Source organism: Aliihoeflea sp. PC F10.4, from assembly GCF_054612275.1.
The window spans coordinates 1,749,289-1,764,621 of sequence record NZ_JBTSWH010000001.1 but is presented as its reverse complement, the minus strand read 5'-3'; the positions used below and the strand labels follow the sequence as shown (position 1 = coordinate 1,764,621).

Sequence of the window (15,333 nt, the reverse complement as noted above, 5' to 3'; positions counted from 1 at the left end):
GATCGCTCTGGGATAAGCTAGTGCGAAATCGCGAAGGAGCCAGCGATGGACGAGGCCGATCTGATCGATCTTTTTGCAGCCTTCGGCCCGGTAACGGTCCGGCGCATGTTCGGTGGACACGGCATCTATCATCAAGGCCGCATCATCGCATTGCACGCGTTCGGCGAGGTCTGGCTGAAAGGGGGCGCGCAATCCGCCCCGGAATTCGAGGCGGCAGGCTCACATCAATGGCTTTATGAGATGAAAGGCAAGCCGACGCGCATGCCCTATTGGTCGTTGCCGGACGCGGCGCTCGACGATCCACATGAACTTGCGGAATGGGCACGCAAGGCCGACGCGGCAGCGCGCCGCGCCGAAGCAGGGAAGAAGGTCAAACCTTTGCGACGACCTTCATGAAGGCCGGGATATCGTCGCCGAACCCGACAGGCGCTTCGCCGAGATCGTCGCGGCGGTGCCTGTTGCGATCCCGGTCACGATCGCGGCCGGGACGCTGGTCCGAATTGCGCGCGGCGCGCTGACGGTCGGCATTGTCGGAGCGGATCGCCTCGCGGCGCTCAGCGCGCGGTTCGGCGGACGTGGCTTCGACGACTTCCGCAACCGCAACTTCTTCGGCCGCAACTGGTTCCGGCGCTTCCTCCGAGCGACTTCCACGGCGCGGCTTGCGCGAATCGTCCTTGCGGCCACCGCGCCCGCGCGCGTTCTTAGACCCGCGACGCGGCGCCTCTTCTTCGGTTTCCTCACCGAGCGCGGAAAGGTCGCCGTCGAGCCATTCTATGTTCTGGCCGATCAGCTTTTCGATAGCGTCGACATATTTGCCGTCCGCCTTGGTGACGAGCGTGAACGCCTTACCCGAACGGCCGGCGCGGCCGGTGCGGCCGATGCGGTGGACATAATCTTCCGCATGGATCGGCACGTCGAAGTTGAAGACGTGGCTGACATCCGGGATATCGAGGCCGCGCGCGGCGACGTCGGAGGCAACGAGCAGCTTCAGCTTGCCGTCACGAAAGCCGCCGAGCATCGCCATGCGCGCGCGCTGGTCCATGTCGCCATGCAGTGCGCCGGCATCGAAATCGTGCTTAACCAATGAGCGGAACAGTTCCGATACTGCCGTCTTGCGGTTGCAGAAGATGATCGCGTTCTTGAGCTCGCTTTCCTCGGCGCGGATCAGGTCGCGCAGAACGGCGCGCTTGTCCCATGCCTTGGACTTCGACTTGACAAGGCGCTGCGTCACCGTCGACGCCGTGGAAGAGGGCTTGGCCACCTCGACGCGTACGGGAGCCTGCAGGAACTGCTCGGTAAGCTTGGTGATCTCAGGCGGCATCGTTGCCGAGAAGAACAGCGTCTGACGCGTGAACGGGATCAGCTTGCAGATGCGCTCGATGTCGGGGATGAACCCCATGTCGAGCATGCGGTCCGCCTCGTCGATGACGAGGATTTCGACGCCGGTCAAAAGCAGCTTGCCACGCTCGAAATGGTCGAGCATACGGCCGGGCGTCGCGATGAGCACATCCGCGCCGCGCTCCAGCTTTTTTTCCTGTTCGTCGAACGAGACGCCGCCGATGAGAAGCGCGATGTTCAGCCGATGGTTCTTGCCGTATTTGATGAAGTTCTCTTCGACCTGTGCGGCAAGTTCGCGCGTCGGCTCAAGGATCAGCGTGCGAGGCATGCGTGCACGTGCACGGCCTTTCTCGAGGCGTGTAATCATCGGCAGGGTGAAGGCAGCGGTCTTGCCGGTGCCGGTCTGCGCGATGCCGAGCACGTCCTTGCCTTGCAAGGCGTGGGGAATGGCGCCCGCCTGAATGGGGGTAGGGGTCGTGTATCCGGCGTCCGTGACGGCGGAAAGGACTTTGGGCGAGAGCCCGAGATCGGCGAAGGTCAATGGCTGATCGCCAGCCTGATCTTCAATCTTGCTTTGAGCTGACACGTGTTGGCTGTCTCTGCTTGTTTGGCGTTGCGCCCGAGTTTTGCGCATACGTCAGGAGTTCCAGGCCGGCGGCGTGGAAGTGCTGCCGTGGCGTTAAGGCCCATAGGAGCGGATGTCAACCGAATCGGCTGGTTTCCAAGGCTAAATCGTTAATTTCGCACTCAGTAACGGAACTGTTCGGCCAGAACGCGTTCATCCCACGAATGGCTCGGGTCGAACAGCACGGTTGCCGTCATGTCGCTGACCTCGCGTACGGTGACGCTCAGGATCGAACGAATTTCGGTGTGGTCGGCGACGGCGTTGACCGGCCGCTTGTCGGCTTCGAGCACATCGAAATGCACGGTCGAACGATTGGGCAAAAGCGCGCCGCGCCAGCGTCGGGGGCGGAAGGGGCTGACCGGAGTGAGCGCAAGCAAAGGCGCGTCGAGCGGCAGGATCGGCCCGTGCGCGGAAAGATTGTAGGCGGTCGAGCCTGCTGGCGTCGCCACCATCACGCCGTCGCAGACGAGTTCTTCGAGCCGCACCTTGCCGTCGATGGTGATGCGCAGCTTGGCTGCCTGTGCCGACTGGCGGAACAGTGCGACCTCGTTGATCGCGAAAATCTTCTGTTCGGGGCCGTCTTGCGTGACGGCCAGCATTTCGAGCGGACGGATCGTTTCGGGCAGGGCGGCGGCGATACGTTCGGGCAGGTGGCGCTCGTGATACTCGTTCATGAGGAAACCCACGGTGCCCTTGTTCATGCCGTAGATTTTCTTCGACGATCCCATCTGCGCGCGCAGCGTTTCGAGCATGAAGCCGTCGCCGCCAAGCGCAACGACGATCGAGGCGTCCTCTAGGCTGGACTGGCCGTAAAGGGCTGCAAGCCTGTGCGCCGCCGACTGAGCCTCGTCCGTCGTTGCGGCGACGAAGGCGATCGATTGCGGCATCTGGTGCGAGTTCATAAGGCGCTGCTCGACATCTGAGACGACCGGCAAATCGCGTAGCATGTCGGGGCGGGCGTGCAAAGGCTCCGCGCGCACGCTAACGAGTTACACGTTGCCGGCCTGAATGGCGCGCGACAGGCGAAGTCCAAGAGCGAGGCTGGTGAGCGTCGGATTTGCAAATCCGGCTGAACGGAAGGTGGCAGCCCCTGCAACGAACAGATTGTCCGTCCCGAAAACCTTGAGGTTCTGATCGACGACCCCGTCCTCGATGGATCGGCCCATCCGCGCCATTCCCATGTGATGGAAGCCGTCCTCGACGCTTTCGAGAAAGGCGGGGTCGCGATTGGCGAGGCGATGGTCGAGTTGTACATCGGCGAGGCCCTGGCGCTTCAGAAACGCCGCGACCCCGCTACTGAACAAGGCCATCGTCTCAAGCTCGCGGCCATTGATGCGCCAGTCCATCTGAACGAGCGGCATGCCGAGCCGGTCGCGTTCGTCGGTGAGCCGTAGACCGCTTTCCCGCACGGGGATCTGCTCTCCGGTGAGTCTGAGAACGACGCCGTTTTCGCCTGGGCTATAGATGCGTCGTGTCAGGAGGTAATGCGCGAGCGCCGGCAGCATTACCTTCGGTGCAGACATCAGGCCGTGCCAGTTCGAATCACTGTCGGACCCGCGCTTGCCATTGAGGGCACCGCTCATCAGATTCTTGAACGCGCGTAACGCATCGGCTTTGCCTGAACTCGATACGAAATGTGCAGCAATGCCTAACAGCTTGTCGCTTCTCTGGGCGTGCTGTGAAAGCTTGAGTTTGGGCAGATATTTCAGCCCGTCGAGCAGTACCGGATCGAAAAGGCGGTGAAAACGCTTCTGATCGAGAATCCGCACCTTGCCCGCGTCCGCGTCGATATGGTCGCAAAAACCCTGTCCGAGCCAGGGGCTTTGCGACCAGGGCGCGTTAAGTCCACCCAAAAGTGGCATGGATAAAAGTCGGGCGACCTCGATCGTCCCTTGCGCAAGGATCACCTGGTGCGCGCGCAAAGTATGCCGCGTGCCTTCTCTGTCAGTCACGACCACGCCGACAGACTTATCGGCATGGGAATGCCACAGCCCGGTCACCGGTGCATTGGTGAGCAGATTGAGATTGGCAAGGCCCGCGATGTCACGCGAAAAAAGATTTAGAAAGTTCGGTTTCGGCGCCCAGCGGGTGAAGAAGAATTCCAGATTTCTGCCTGTGGCCGGTGGGACCGTGCGCAGCCGCTTCCAGACGGAAGCGTCATCGATTCGCCTTTTCAGGCCAAGCATGTCGAAGGTGGTTTTGTAAGCGTTCGCAAGCTCGCCGGGTAAAATGGGCCATCCGGCGCCCGATACCCATTCACGATCCTCCATTGCGATCGGTTCGAGCGGAACGAGTTGTCCGCCCCAGGCGATCGTCGTGCCGCCCAATGCACGAAACCTGCCGGAATGCAGCCCTCTCAGTTCCTTGCCGGTCGAACTGGATCTTGAGAAGTAGGATTGGCTGTCGTCGGTCAGCAGGCGATTGCCGGCCTCGAGCAGAAGAACATTCTTGCCGGCCCGGGCGAGGTCGACCGCTACAGTCAGTCCGACAGCGCCAGCACCGACAACAATTACATCGCGAGGACCGGAAGCCTCGGAGATGTCGTGAAAATCGGCAAGCATTGCATTATCCGTCAACCGCGAATGTCGATGAATTCCCGCAGAGCGGGCACGCGCAGGTTAGGACGCTTTCTTGCTGCAATGCAACATGCCACGCGCAAATTTCAGATTGTTATTGCGCTGGCGTAGAGGCGAAGCTTTCGCGTTGCATTTTGATGCTTCAGAATTATTGGGGATGTGCTGCGAGCCTCGGAATGGCATCGCAAATGAGCGTAGCAGGATGGTGCCCCCGGACGGACTTGAACCGCCGACCCCCTGATTACAAATCAGGTGCTCTACCAACTGAGCTACAAGGGCAACGCGAACCCCGTTACCACAATTCGCGATCCAGTAAATAGGGGTGATTGAACGGGACCGTCCCTACGGCCCCGTTCCGACATCAATGGCGATCGTCAGCGGCGGATCGCCCGCCCGAGCGCAATGAGAATGCATGCGCCGATGAAACCGGCGATCAGATTGCCAAGCCAGCCGGCAAAGGTCACTCCGACGAGGCCCAAAAGTATGTTTGCGACAATGGCGCCGACGATACCGAGCAAGATATTCGCCAGAATGCCGGTATTGCTGTTCATGAAATTCGAAGCGATCCAGCCGGCAAGGCCGCCAATGATGATCGCCGCAATCCAGCCTACACCTTCCATTTCAGTCTCCCCTTCTCCGATTTGGGCGTTCGAGAACGCCCCGCGAGTCATCTAACGCGGGGGAATATAGCGCAATGTAGTTTTGCAGAAAGGGGAGAACCGCGATGGCATAAACCGTGTCCATCGCGGTTCGTGTTCAGGACAGGTATCCGAGCACCCACAGAATGATGATGATGGGAAGAGGGATGCCGATGAGCCACAAAAGACCGCCACGAAGCATTTCAGTCACTCCTGCGTCGAAGTGATGTAGAACCGCCGGCGCGGCGGTGTTGTTCCCTCAGGCTCCGCTCGCAACGCCGGCGGGCAGGCCCAGTGCGGATTCGATCCGGCTGAGTGCAGTTTCGTCGGGGATTGCCGCTTCCAGTTCGGCCAGTTCCTGGGTGGCAAGGCCGGATGTCACGGCAAGTTCTTCCAAGGTGTAGTTAAACGCCTCGCGAATCGCGGTCACCGGATTGGTGCCGGTCGCGATAGCCGCGTTGATGGCTTCCACGATCTCGATCATGCTTTCGTCCCGCTTTGGTAAGGCAGCTTAAATGGGAGTGTTGAGCGCACAGGTCAAGTTTTACGCGATTGCCGAAACCGACGGCTGAATCAACTGACTTATGATGCTGCAAAATGAGATATCTGACTGGCAGATGGCTCCCCGGGCCGGATTCGAACCAGCGACCAACCGGTTAACAGCCGGTTGCTCTACCACTGAGCTACCGGGGAACGATGCTCGTGAGAACGAGCGTGCCTATAGCAAACAGTTTTCATGTTTGCAAAGCGCATAGGGCGTGAATTTCGAGGAAAAGCGCATGGAAACGACCGCTTGAGGCGTTACGATGCGGAACTTTATCAGCACAATTCGGGGGTTAGCCCCGAAACGGCCCCAATCTATCCTAGATGAACGCGCATGAGCATCTCTACTTCCAAGGACGCCCTTATGGAACAACCCGCCTTCAGGCGGCGCATAACGCTCTTCGGCAAGGCGATTCCTTTGCCGCAGTCGCGTCTGCTGCGCATTTCCGTCGGGGTGCTGCTCGTAATCGGCGGGCTTTTGGGGTTCCTGCCGATCCTCGGCTTCTGGATGCTGCCGCTGGGCATCCTCGTGCTTTCCTACGAATTTGCGATGATCCGTCGCTGGCGGCGTCGCGGCACCGTTTGGTGGGGAAGTCGCAACGGACGCCGAAATCGGTAGGGCAAGGTAATAACGGATGGCCTTGCGGTAGCGGCAAAGCTCAATTGCGCTGTTGACAGGCAAGGCCAGCCCAACCTAATGAGCGCCAGGGCACGACGCCCTGGACGGCCTCGTGGCGGAGTGGTTACGCAGAGGACTGCAAATCCTTGCACCCCGGTTCGATTCCGGGCGAGGCCTCCAACGCGCGTCCTGCAAGCCATCGAGATGCGTCGCGCAGGCCACTGCGACGACGCGGCAATGAAAAGCGCGGGCGAAGACATGACTATCGATTATGCGGCGCAGCGGTTGAAGATGGTCGATGGGCAGTTGCGCACCACCGACGTCACGAACGTGCCTGTGCTCGATGCGATGATTACCGTCCCGCGCGAGGAATTCGTTCCCGCCAGCCGCAAGGCGCTTGCCTATATCGACGAAGATATCGAGATTGCTGCCGCCCATGACGGCCTGGCGGCGCGTTATCTTATGGAGCCGTCTCCTTTCGGCAAACTCCTCCAACTGGCCGAAATCCGCTCGGGCGACGTCGTTCTCGATGTAGGATCGGGAACGGGGTATTCGGCCGCCGTTCTTTCGAAACTCGCAAGCTCGGTCATTGCGCTCGAAAGTGATGCCGATCTCGCGGTCGCGGCAACGCAGACGCTCGGCAAGCTCGATATCGACAATGTCGCGGTGGTCGAGGGGCCACTGGAGGCCGGCTATCCCAGCGAGGCACCGTTCGACGTGATCGTCGTCGAAGGTGCGGTCGAGGAAATGCCGGAACAATTGTTCGCGCAATTGAAAGAAGGCGGCCGTTTGGTCGCCGTCGTCGGCCAGGGTAATACGGGCAAGGCGATGCTCTTCCTCAAGGAAAACGGCGTGGTCGCCGCACGGCGTGGCTTCAATTGCGCAATCAAACCATTGGCGGCGTTCCGCCGTGCACCGACGTTCCAGTTTTGATCGGCGCTCTGTTACCGATCTGCAACCTATAGGCTGCAATTTTCGACTATCTTCGCATGTCTGTGACTTGCGAGCCCGCTCGAATCGGATATCGCTGTCGCGGCTACGCGTGCCGGGTCAGTGGTCACTTGGGTAGACATGCGGAATTAAAGAGGGTGGTTCGTGCTCCGATATCGTCGTTTTCTCCTTTCCGCTGCGATTGCATCGTCAGTCGTTTTCGCTGCCGTGCCGGCTGGGGCCGAGACGATCCTCGGCGCGCTCTCCAAGGCCTATGAGAACAATGCCAGCCTGAATTCGGCGCGCGCCGGTGTCCGCGTTACCGACGAGACGGTGCCAATCGCAAAGTCCGGCTGGCGGCCGACCGTCGGCGCTCAAGGGCAGATCAATTACCAGACCCAGTCCGGCAATGAGATTTTCACCGGCTCCTTCGGCGTATCGATCCAGCAATCCCTGTTCGACGGATTCCAGACCTCGAACAACGTCAGCGCTGCCGAGGCGCGTGTCAGGGCCGCCCAGCAGAGCCTGAAGAACACCGAACAGAATATCCTGTTCAACGCGGCCAGCGCCTATATGGACGTGATCCGCGATCGGCAGATCGCGGTATTCCAGGAACGAAATCTCGCGCAACTCGGTGAGCAGGTTCGCGCGGCCAATTCCCGCTTCGAAGTGGGCGAGGGCACGCGCACGGACGTCGCACAGGCCGATGCGAGCCGGGCTTCGGCAATCGCGCAGCTTGCTGCCGCCCGCGCACAGGCGCAGGCCAGCGCCGCGCTTTATCGCCAGATCGTCGGCGAAGATCCGAATTCGCTTTCTGCAGCCAGCCCGCTCGCAAATCTCCTGCCGGGCGGCGTCGAGGCGGCCTATACGATTGCGGCGGGGCAGCATCCGGCGATCCTCGCCACGCAGCATCTGGTGGATGCGGCCGGTTTTTCGGTCAAGGCGGCTGAAGGTGCCTTGCTTCCTTCGCTGTCCGCGTCGGCAGGTGTTTCCACGACCTATCGTGATGGCGGTAGCGGCGGCGGCGGGGCGATCCCCGATCTTCCGGGCGTCGATCTGGGCGGAGGCTCCTCCACCACGAATTCGGCCAATGTCGGCGTCAACCTGACCATTCCAATCTATCAGGGTGGGCGCACTTCGGGTCAGGTGCGTCTGTCGAAGGAAGAACTCGGTCAGGCCCGCATCGAGGTCGATGTCACGCGCGATCAGGTGCGGCAGGCGGTGACGGCTGCCTGGACGCAATATATTGCCTCGCGTGAGGCCGTGGATGCCAATCGCCAGCTCGTCTCCGCCGCTCAGCTTGCGTTGAACGGCGTGACGGAAGAGCGCAATGTCGGTCAGCGCACGACGCTGGACGTGCTTAATGCGCAGGCCGATGTGATCAACGCCCAGATCAATCAGGCGAGCGCCGAGCGCGACGTCGTCGTTGCCAGCTACGCGATCTTGTCGGCAACGGGCCGTCTGACCGCCAGCAATCTTGGCCTCGGCGTCACGCTGCACCGTCCGGAAGAGCATTACGATGCCGTCAAAGATAAGTGGCACGGCACGAGAACGCCCGACGGCCGGTAAATTCCGGCGAATCAAAGCTGTGTAAAGCGAATTGCCGAAGCCTCGGGGGATTCTCTCTCCCGGGGCTTCTCGCTAATCTATCGTTGATTCGTCGCCTGATTCTCGGCGACGTCGGTTCAGCCGAAAGGCACGGGGCACATCAATGGCACAGGCTTCTTCCGCGCAGCGCGAACCCTCCATGGAGGAAATCCTCGCATCGATCCGGCGGATCATCGAAGACAGCGACACGGGAAAGAAGCCAGCCGCGTTCGATGGCGATGCAGATTTGACGGCGGGCGAGATCGCGCCGCCGGTGCTCGAGCCCGCCAATTCCGATGTCGTCTCCTTCCGCCGGCCCGCGCCCGTCGAAGAGCGGGGCGACCATCCGGCAGAAGCAGATGCGGCGGAAAATCATGACGTCGTGTCCGACGAGGAGACGTCGAGCTTTTCCGGCTTGCAGGACGGCGACGACCAGTTCGACTTGCCCGATGATTTCGCTGCGGATTTCGAGGAATTGCAGGCAGCGCTCGATCAGGGACTGGACGAGCAGGCGACATCGACATTGGACGATGCCGAAGAGGCCGAATTGGAAAGAGCCGCGGCTCACGCCCCGCTCGTTTCGGAAACGACTGGTCGTCAGGTGGCTGCGGCGTTTGGCGAACTCTCCGATGCCTTTGCAGCGAGCCGGCGCAAGAGCTTCGACGAAATGGCCGAAGAAATGCTGCGTCCGATGCTTCAGGATTGGCTGGACGACAATCTTCCCACGCTGGTCGAGCGGCTCGTGCGTGAGGAAATCGAGCGTGTGGCACGGGCTGGCTCCCGCTAAACCTATTTTGGCAAGTGCGCGGCGACCCGTCGCGCAGTTGACTTGACCGGGGCCTTCCGGTTTACCCGTCCGCACGAAACGCCTGAACGAGCGGACAAATCCCCATGCTTGAAAAGACCTACGACGCCAAGGCCGTCGAGCCGAAGATCGCCAGCCGCTGGGAGGAGGAAGACGCCTTTCGCGCCGGCGCCGGATCGAAGCCGGGCGCCGAAGCCTTCACCATCGTCATTCCGCCGCCCAACGTGACCGGCTCGCTCCATATGGGGCATGCGCTGAACAACACGTTGCAGGATATTCTCGTCCGCTTCGAACGGATGCGTGGCAAGAACGTGCTTTGGCAGCCGGGCATGGATCACGCCGGTATCGCCACGCAGATGGTGGTCGAACGGCAACTGGCGGAGAGTGGCTTGTCGCGCCGCGACATGAGCCGCGACGACTTCATCGATCGCGTCTGGGCGTGGAAGGAGCAGTCGGGCGGCTCCATCATGAACCAGTTGAAGCGCCTCGGCGCATCCTGCGACTGGTCGCGCGAACGCTTCACCATGGATGAGGGCCTGTCTAAGGCCGTCATCGAGGTCTTCGTCACGCTCTACAAGGAAGGGCTGATCTATCGCGGCAAGCGACTGGTCAACTGGGACCCGAAATTCGAGACGGCGATTTCCGATCTGGAAGTCGAGAACCGAGACGTCGACGGCCATATGTGGCATTTCAAATACCCGTTGGCCGGCGGCGAGACCTATGAATATGTCGAGAAGGATGCGGACGGAAACGTCATCCTGCGGGAGACGCGCGACTATATTTCGATCGCCACGACGCGGCCCGAGACGATGCTCGGCGACGGTGCGGTCGCCGTCCATCCGTCCGATGAGCGCTATGCGCCGATCGTCGGCAAATTGTGCGAAATTCCGGTCGGTCCGAAAGAACACCGCCGCCTGATCCCGATCATCACCGACGAATATCCGGACCCGGAATTCGGCTCGGGCGCGGTCAAGATCACCGGCGCGCACGACTTCAACGACTATCAGGTCGCCAAGCGCAATCATATTCCGCTCTACCGTCTGATGAGCCTGTCGGCGGCGATGCGCGACGATGGCGAGGATTATGCAACCTGCGCGGCGCAGGCGGCTGAAATCGTTCGCTCGGGCCATTTGCCGGACGAGACGACAGTAGACGAGATCAACCTCGTTCCCGACGAATATCGCGGGCTCGACCGTTACGAGGCGCGTGAGCGCATCGTCGCGCAGATCAACGCAGATGGGCTCGCCGTCATGACGACGGATGCGGAGGGCAATGCCGTTCCGCTGGTCGAAGCCAGGAAGATCACGCAACCCTTCGGTGACCGGTCGGGCGTCGTCATCGAGCCGATGCTGACGGACCAGTGGTTTGCCGATGCCGCGACACTGGCGAAGCCGGCGATCGAATCCGTGCGCGAGGGCCGCACGAACTTCGTCCCCAAGAACTGGGAAAAAACCTATTTCGAGTGGATGGAGAATATCCAGCCCTGGACGATCTCGCGCCAGCTTTGGTGGGGCCATCAGATCCCGGCCTGGTACGGGCCGGACGGCACCGTCTTCGTCGAAAAGGATGAGGAACTGGCGCTCGAAGCCGCCATCCAGCACTACATCGCCCACGAAGGGCCGTGGAAGGCATGGGTCGAGGAGAAGCTGCAGAATTACCAGCCGGGTGACATTCTCACCCGCGACGAGGACGTGCTCGATACGTGGTTTTCGTCCGCACTCTGGCCGTTTTCCACGCTCGGCTGGCCGGACAAGACGCCGGAACTGAAGACCTACTACCAGACCGACGTTCTGGTCACCGGCTTCGACATCATTTTCTTCTGGGTCGCCCGAATGATGATGATGGGTCTCCATTTCATGGACAAGGAGCCGTTCCATACGGTCTACGTCCATGCGCTGGTTCGCGACAAGAATGGCGCGAAGATGTCGAAGTCGAAGGGCAATGTCATCGACCCGCTCGACCTCATCGACGAGTACGGCGCGGACGCGCTTCGCTTCACGCTGGCGATCATGGCGGCGCAAGGCCGTGACGTCAGGCTCGATCCGGCGCGTGTGGCAGGCTATCGCAATTTCGGCACCAAGCTCTGGAACGCGACCCGCTTTGCCGAAATGAACGGCGCAGCGCTTGATCCCGATTTCGCACCTAACGACGCGAAGCTGACTGTCAACCGCTGGATTTTGACGGAACTTACACGCGCCACCGACGCCGTAACCGAGGGGGTTACGTCCTATCGCTTCAACGAGGCGTCGGCTGCTGCATACCGTTTCGTCTGGAATCAGGTCTGCGACTGGTATCTGGAGCTTTTGAAGCCCGTCTTCATGGGCGAAGATGAAGCCGCCAAGGCTGAGAGCCGAAAGGTGGCGGCCTACGTCCTGTCGGAGACCTACAAGCTGCTGCACCCCTTCATGCCGTACATGACGGAGGAATTGTGGGCGCACACGGCCGGCGAGGGCAGAACACGCGACACGCTCCTGTGCCACGCCGAATGGCCCGCACCTGATTTCGATGACGCGGATGCGGCGGCCGAGATCAACTGGCTGATCGACATCGTGTCGGGTATCCGCTCGGTTCGTTCGGAAATGAACGTGCCGCCGGCGGCGATCGCTCCGCTCGTGATCGTCGGAGGCAATGCGACCACGCGTGAGCGCGTCGGCCGCCACGACCCGGCGATTCGACGATTGGCGCGGATCGGCGATGTCGGCTTTGCAGGCGAAGCTCCCAAAGGTGCGGCCCAGATCGTCGTTGGCGAAGCGACCGTCTGTTTGCCGCTGGGCGACCTCATCGACCTGAAGGCCGAGGAAGCGCGGCTATCGAAGGAGATTGCCAAGCTGGAAGGTGAAGCGCAGCGGATCGAAAAGAAGCTCTCAAACGAAAAATTCGTTGCCAACGCACCGGACGAGATCGTTGCGGCCGAACGGGAAAAACTCGCTGAATTCAACGAGTCGCGTTCACGGCTCGAGGTAGCTCTCGTTCGGTTGCGAGACGCCGTCTGAACGGCGATTCGCATCCAGCCGCGGCTTAAACCGACGCGTCCGTTTTCGGGCGGACGCGGATGGTTGCATCCCCTGATGCATTTTTGAGCAATGTGTCATTGAAGTGACGGTGCTGTGAACTCCTTGATTTTATTCAAGTCTCCGACAGGCAGTTCCTAAAAATCGGCTGTTTTTCCCCCATCGTATTGAATTGGATCGGTCTTTCCGTGCCGATTGACGCTTACGTCTTCATCCCCTCGAAAGTGAATTCAGGCACTGTCCGATCACAGTTTCTTGTTGGGGGAGGGTGCCCGTATCATGACAGGTTTCACCAAAATTATGCTCGCTGGCACGGTGCTTGCCGCATCGGTCGCAACTGCGCAGGCCGGCGGCTTTTCGCGCGGCAACGCGGACACGGACGTGCTCTACGAGCCGGGCAATTTCACGATGCGCACGGGCATCACGATCGTGTCGCCGCAGCGCAGCTTCACGCGCCATAATGATCCGGCGCTGGTGGGACACCGGTTCACCGAGAGCTATGCCGTTCCGTCACTGGCAATGAAGTTGCAGCCGTTCGATGCTCTTGGCTGCGCGGGCACATATACGCAGCCCTACGGCGCGGACGTGAACTATGAAGGGCGCGTGACGCCCGGCAAGTTGACCGAGCAGTTCGACGTCGACGAATTCGCCTTGACCTGCGCGCTTCGTTTCGATGCCGGTCCGGGCAAGCTCTACCTGCTCGGCGGTGTCTTCCACGAAAAGTTCGACTATTCGCGCACGCAGCTTGTCCCGACGGGTCTGCTTATACCGGGCGCGCCGGGCACCTTGAATGCCGGACTGACGCTGGAGGGCACGGACCAGGGCTACCGCATCGGCGTTGGCTATGACATTCCCGAGATCGCCTTACGCGGCCAGTTGATGTACCGCTCGGCAACGTCTTACGGCGCCGACGGCGAGTTCACCATCCAGACGCCTTTCGGACCATTGGCTGCTCCGGCGCTCGGACTCGGTAATCTTCCGCAAAGCGTCGAACTGAAGCTGCAAAGCGGTATTGCGCCGGGCTGGCTTGCTTTCGGTTCGGTCAAGTGGACCGACTGGAGCGTTCAGGAAGCCCTGATCGTTCAGGTTCCAGGCTTGATCACGTCCAATGATATCTACAACTGGCGTGACGGCTGGACCGTGACCGGCGGTATCGGGCATGCCTTCAACGAGCAGATGAATGGCGTCGCCAGCGTCACCTACGATCGTGGTGTGGCGACCGGCTGGGATCTGATCGGCGATAGCTGGACCTTCAGCGTCGGCGGATCGCTCCGCGATCAATTCGGCGGCGAACTGCGCGCCGGCGTCGGCGTCAGCTATCTGGCATCGGTCGACGCGCCGTTCCATCCTGAAAATCAGGCTGTCGGCAGCGACTGGGCGACAGGCGTTTCACTCGGCTATCGCATCAACTGGTAAGCCTCGGCGGTTTGACCGCAGCTTGAATGAACATCGAACGGGCGCAGTCATTCTGCGCCCGTTTCGCATTGATATAACGCTGCGTCACACACGCGTTGCGCAATGTGTGAATTTCGGGGTTCGCGCATCTTGCAAATGCCACTTGCGAGGAGCATTTTGTCGCAGTCACACGGGCCGGGCCCCTCTGGCAGGCGAGGCGTCGCCTGCGATGTCGGACCGATCGACGCTGCGCTAACGCCGCGCTACCACACATCAAAACCATGTTTGATCATGCTTGGCTCTGGCCCGGGTTCCTGGCGTTCGTCGCCGCAATCCTTTTCTTCGACCTGTTCGTTCTCCACCGCAAGGACCGGGTGATCACCACCCGCGAAGCACTTTTGACCGTCGGCGGTTATGTGTCGCTGGCAATGCTGTTCGCGGCATCCATTTTCTATTTCGAGGGCCGCCAGCGTGGCTCCGAATTCCTCACCGGCTATCTCGTCGAGCAGGCGCTTTCGCTCGACAACATCTTCGTCATCGCGTTGATCTTCGCCTACTTCAAGGTGCCCGCTGAGGCGCAGTATCGCGTGCTTTTTTACGGCATCGTCGGCGCCATCGTCATGCGCCTGTCGCTGATCGTGCCGGGTGTGCATCTCGTCGACCAGTTCTGGTGGATCGGCGCGCTGCTTGGCGTCGTCCTCATCGTTTCTGGTTACAAGATGATGATGTCGGACGGCGACATGGCCGATCCCGGCAATAGCCGCGTCGTCAAATGGCTGCGTTCGACCGGGCGCGTCACGGAAGAATACGAGGGCTCGAAATTCCTCGTCCGGCGAAACGGCCTTCTGTTCATGACGCCGCTTTTCCTCGTGCTGGTCACGGTGGAAGTGACAGACCTTGTTTTCGCGGTCGACTCGATCCCGGCCGTCCTTGCGATCTCGAACGATCCGTTCATCGTCTTTTCGTCGAACGTGTTCGCGATCCTGGGGCTTCGTGCGCTGTTCTTCGTCCTTTCGGGCATGATGCGCGAGTTTCGCTTCCTCAAGCACGGCCTGTCGCTGGTACTCATTTTCGTCGGTGCGAAGATGATCATCCAGCACTGGTACAAGCTGCCGTCCGAGCTGTCGCTTGGCGTCGTTGCTCTGTTGATCCTGGGATCGGTCCTGCTTTCCATAATGATCAAGGAAGGGGAGGACGAGGAAACCCCCGAACATCTGGCTGCAAAGGAACGGGCAGACGACGGCGAGCGCGCCAAATAGGCCTAAT

General features: G+C 60.7%; 13 protein-coding genes and 3 tRNA genes. 9 read left to right on the top strand and 7 right to left on the bottom strand.

Annotation, left to right across the window (positions count from 1 at the left end):
• Positions 1-45: 45 nt before the first annotated feature.
• Positions 46-396, top strand: coding sequence for a TfoX/Sxy family protein (locus ACX82Z_RS08885; protein WP_459588019.1), 351 nt, complete (start codon positions 46-48; stop codon positions 394-396).
• On the opposite strand, the gene ACX82Z_RS08880 is transcribed toward ACX82Z_RS08885, so the two are convergent.
• The 7 genes from ACX82Z_RS08880 to ACX82Z_RS08850 all read right to left on the bottom strand — a co-directional run bounded on the left by ACX82Z_RS08880 (position 371) and on the right by ACX82Z_RS08850 (position 5,870).
• Positions 371-1,879, bottom strand: coding sequence for a DEAD/DEAH box helicase (locus tag ACX82Z_RS08880; RefSeq protein WP_459911675.1), 1,509 nt, complete (start codon positions 1,877-1,879; stop codon positions 371-373). The two genes, ACX82Z_RS08885 and ACX82Z_RS08880, sit on opposite strands and share 26 nt — an antisense overlap.
• A gap of 206 nt (positions 1,880-2,085) precedes the next feature.
• Entirely contained in the window at positions 2,086-2,865 is a 780-nt protein-coding gene (locus tag ACX82Z_RS08875) for an NAD kinase (RefSeq protein ID WP_459588018.1), read from the bottom strand.
• Between the two features lie 87 nt (positions 2,866-2,952).
• Positions 2,953-4,524: an FAD-dependent oxidoreductase gene (locus tag ACX82Z_RS08870; protein ID WP_459588016.1), complete on the bottom strand. Its 1,572-nt coding sequence runs from the start codon at positions 4,522-4,524 to the stop codon at positions 2,953-2,955.
• A gap of 218 nt (positions 4,525-4,742) precedes the next feature.
• Positions 4,743-4,818 (bottom strand) — tRNA-Thr (locus tag ACX82Z_RS08865).
• 95 nt (positions 4,819-4,913) lie between these two features.
• Positions 4,914-5,159, bottom strand: coding sequence for a GlsB/YeaQ/YmgE family stress response membrane protein (locus ACX82Z_RS08860; RefSeq protein ID WP_459588014.1), 246 nt, complete (start codon positions 5,157-5,159; stop codon positions 4,914-4,916).
• Between the two features lie 277 nt (positions 5,160-5,436).
• Positions 5,437-5,661 carry a helix-turn-helix domain-containing protein gene (locus ACX82Z_RS08855; protein ID WP_459588012.1) on the bottom strand — a complete coding sequence of 75 codons (225 nt, stop codon included), beginning with the start codon at positions 5,659-5,661 and terminating at the stop codon, positions 5,437-5,439.
• Between the two features lie 134 nt (positions 5,662-5,795).
• Positions 5,796-5,870: transfer RNA gene (locus ACX82Z_RS08850), tRNA-Asn, on the bottom strand.
• 214 nt (positions 5,871-6,084) lie between these two features.
• Here ACX82Z_RS08850 and ACX82Z_RS08845 point away from each other — a divergent pair.
• The 8 genes from ACX82Z_RS08845 (at position 6,085) to ACX82Z_RS08810 (ending at position 15,326) form a co-directional block, all read left to right on the top strand.
• The gene (locus ACX82Z_RS08845; RefSeq protein ID WP_459588011.1) at positions 6,085-6,339 is read left to right on the top strand and encodes a hypothetical protein; all 255 of its coding nucleotides are present in this window, start codon (positions 6,085-6,087) and stop codon (positions 6,337-6,339) included.
• Between the two features lie 106 nt (positions 6,340-6,445).
• A tRNA-Cys gene (locus tag ACX82Z_RS08840) sits at positions 6,446-6,519 on the top strand.
• Positions 6,520-6,597: 78 nt separating this feature from the next.
• Positions 6,598-7,272, top strand: a complete 675-nt coding sequence (locus tag ACX82Z_RS08835; protein ID WP_459588009.1) for a protein-L-isoaspartate O-methyltransferase family protein — start codon at positions 6,598-6,600, stop codon at positions 7,270-7,272.
• 162 nt (positions 7,273-7,434) lie between these two features.
• Positions 7,435-8,838, top strand: a complete 1,404-nt coding sequence (locus ACX82Z_RS08830; protein ID WP_459588008.1) for a TolC family outer membrane protein — start codon at positions 7,435-7,437, stop codon at positions 8,836-8,838.
• A gap of 142 nt (positions 8,839-8,980) precedes the next feature.
• On the top strand, positions 8,981-9,643 hold the full coding sequence (locus ACX82Z_RS08825) for a PopZ family protein (protein ID WP_459588006.1): 663 nt from the start codon (positions 8,981-8,983) through the stop codon (positions 9,641-9,643).
• Between the two features lie 104 nt (positions 9,644-9,747).
• Entirely contained in the window at positions 9,748-12,654 is a 2,907-nt protein-coding gene (locus ACX82Z_RS08820) for a valine--tRNA ligase (RefSeq protein WP_459588004.1), read from the top strand.
• Between the two features lie 297 nt (positions 12,655-12,951).
• Positions 12,952-14,088 carry an outer membrane protein transport protein gene (locus tag ACX82Z_RS08815; RefSeq protein ID WP_459588003.1) on the top strand — a complete coding sequence of 379 codons (1,137 nt, stop codon included), beginning with the start codon at positions 12,952-12,954 and terminating at the stop codon, positions 14,086-14,088.
• A gap of 260 nt (positions 14,089-14,348) precedes the next feature.
• On the top strand, positions 14,349-15,326 hold the full coding sequence (locus ACX82Z_RS08810; protein ID WP_459588001.1) for a TerC family protein: 978 nt from the start codon (positions 14,349-14,351) through the stop codon (positions 15,324-15,326).
• The last annotated feature ends 7 nt before the right edge of the window (positions 15,327-15,333 follow it).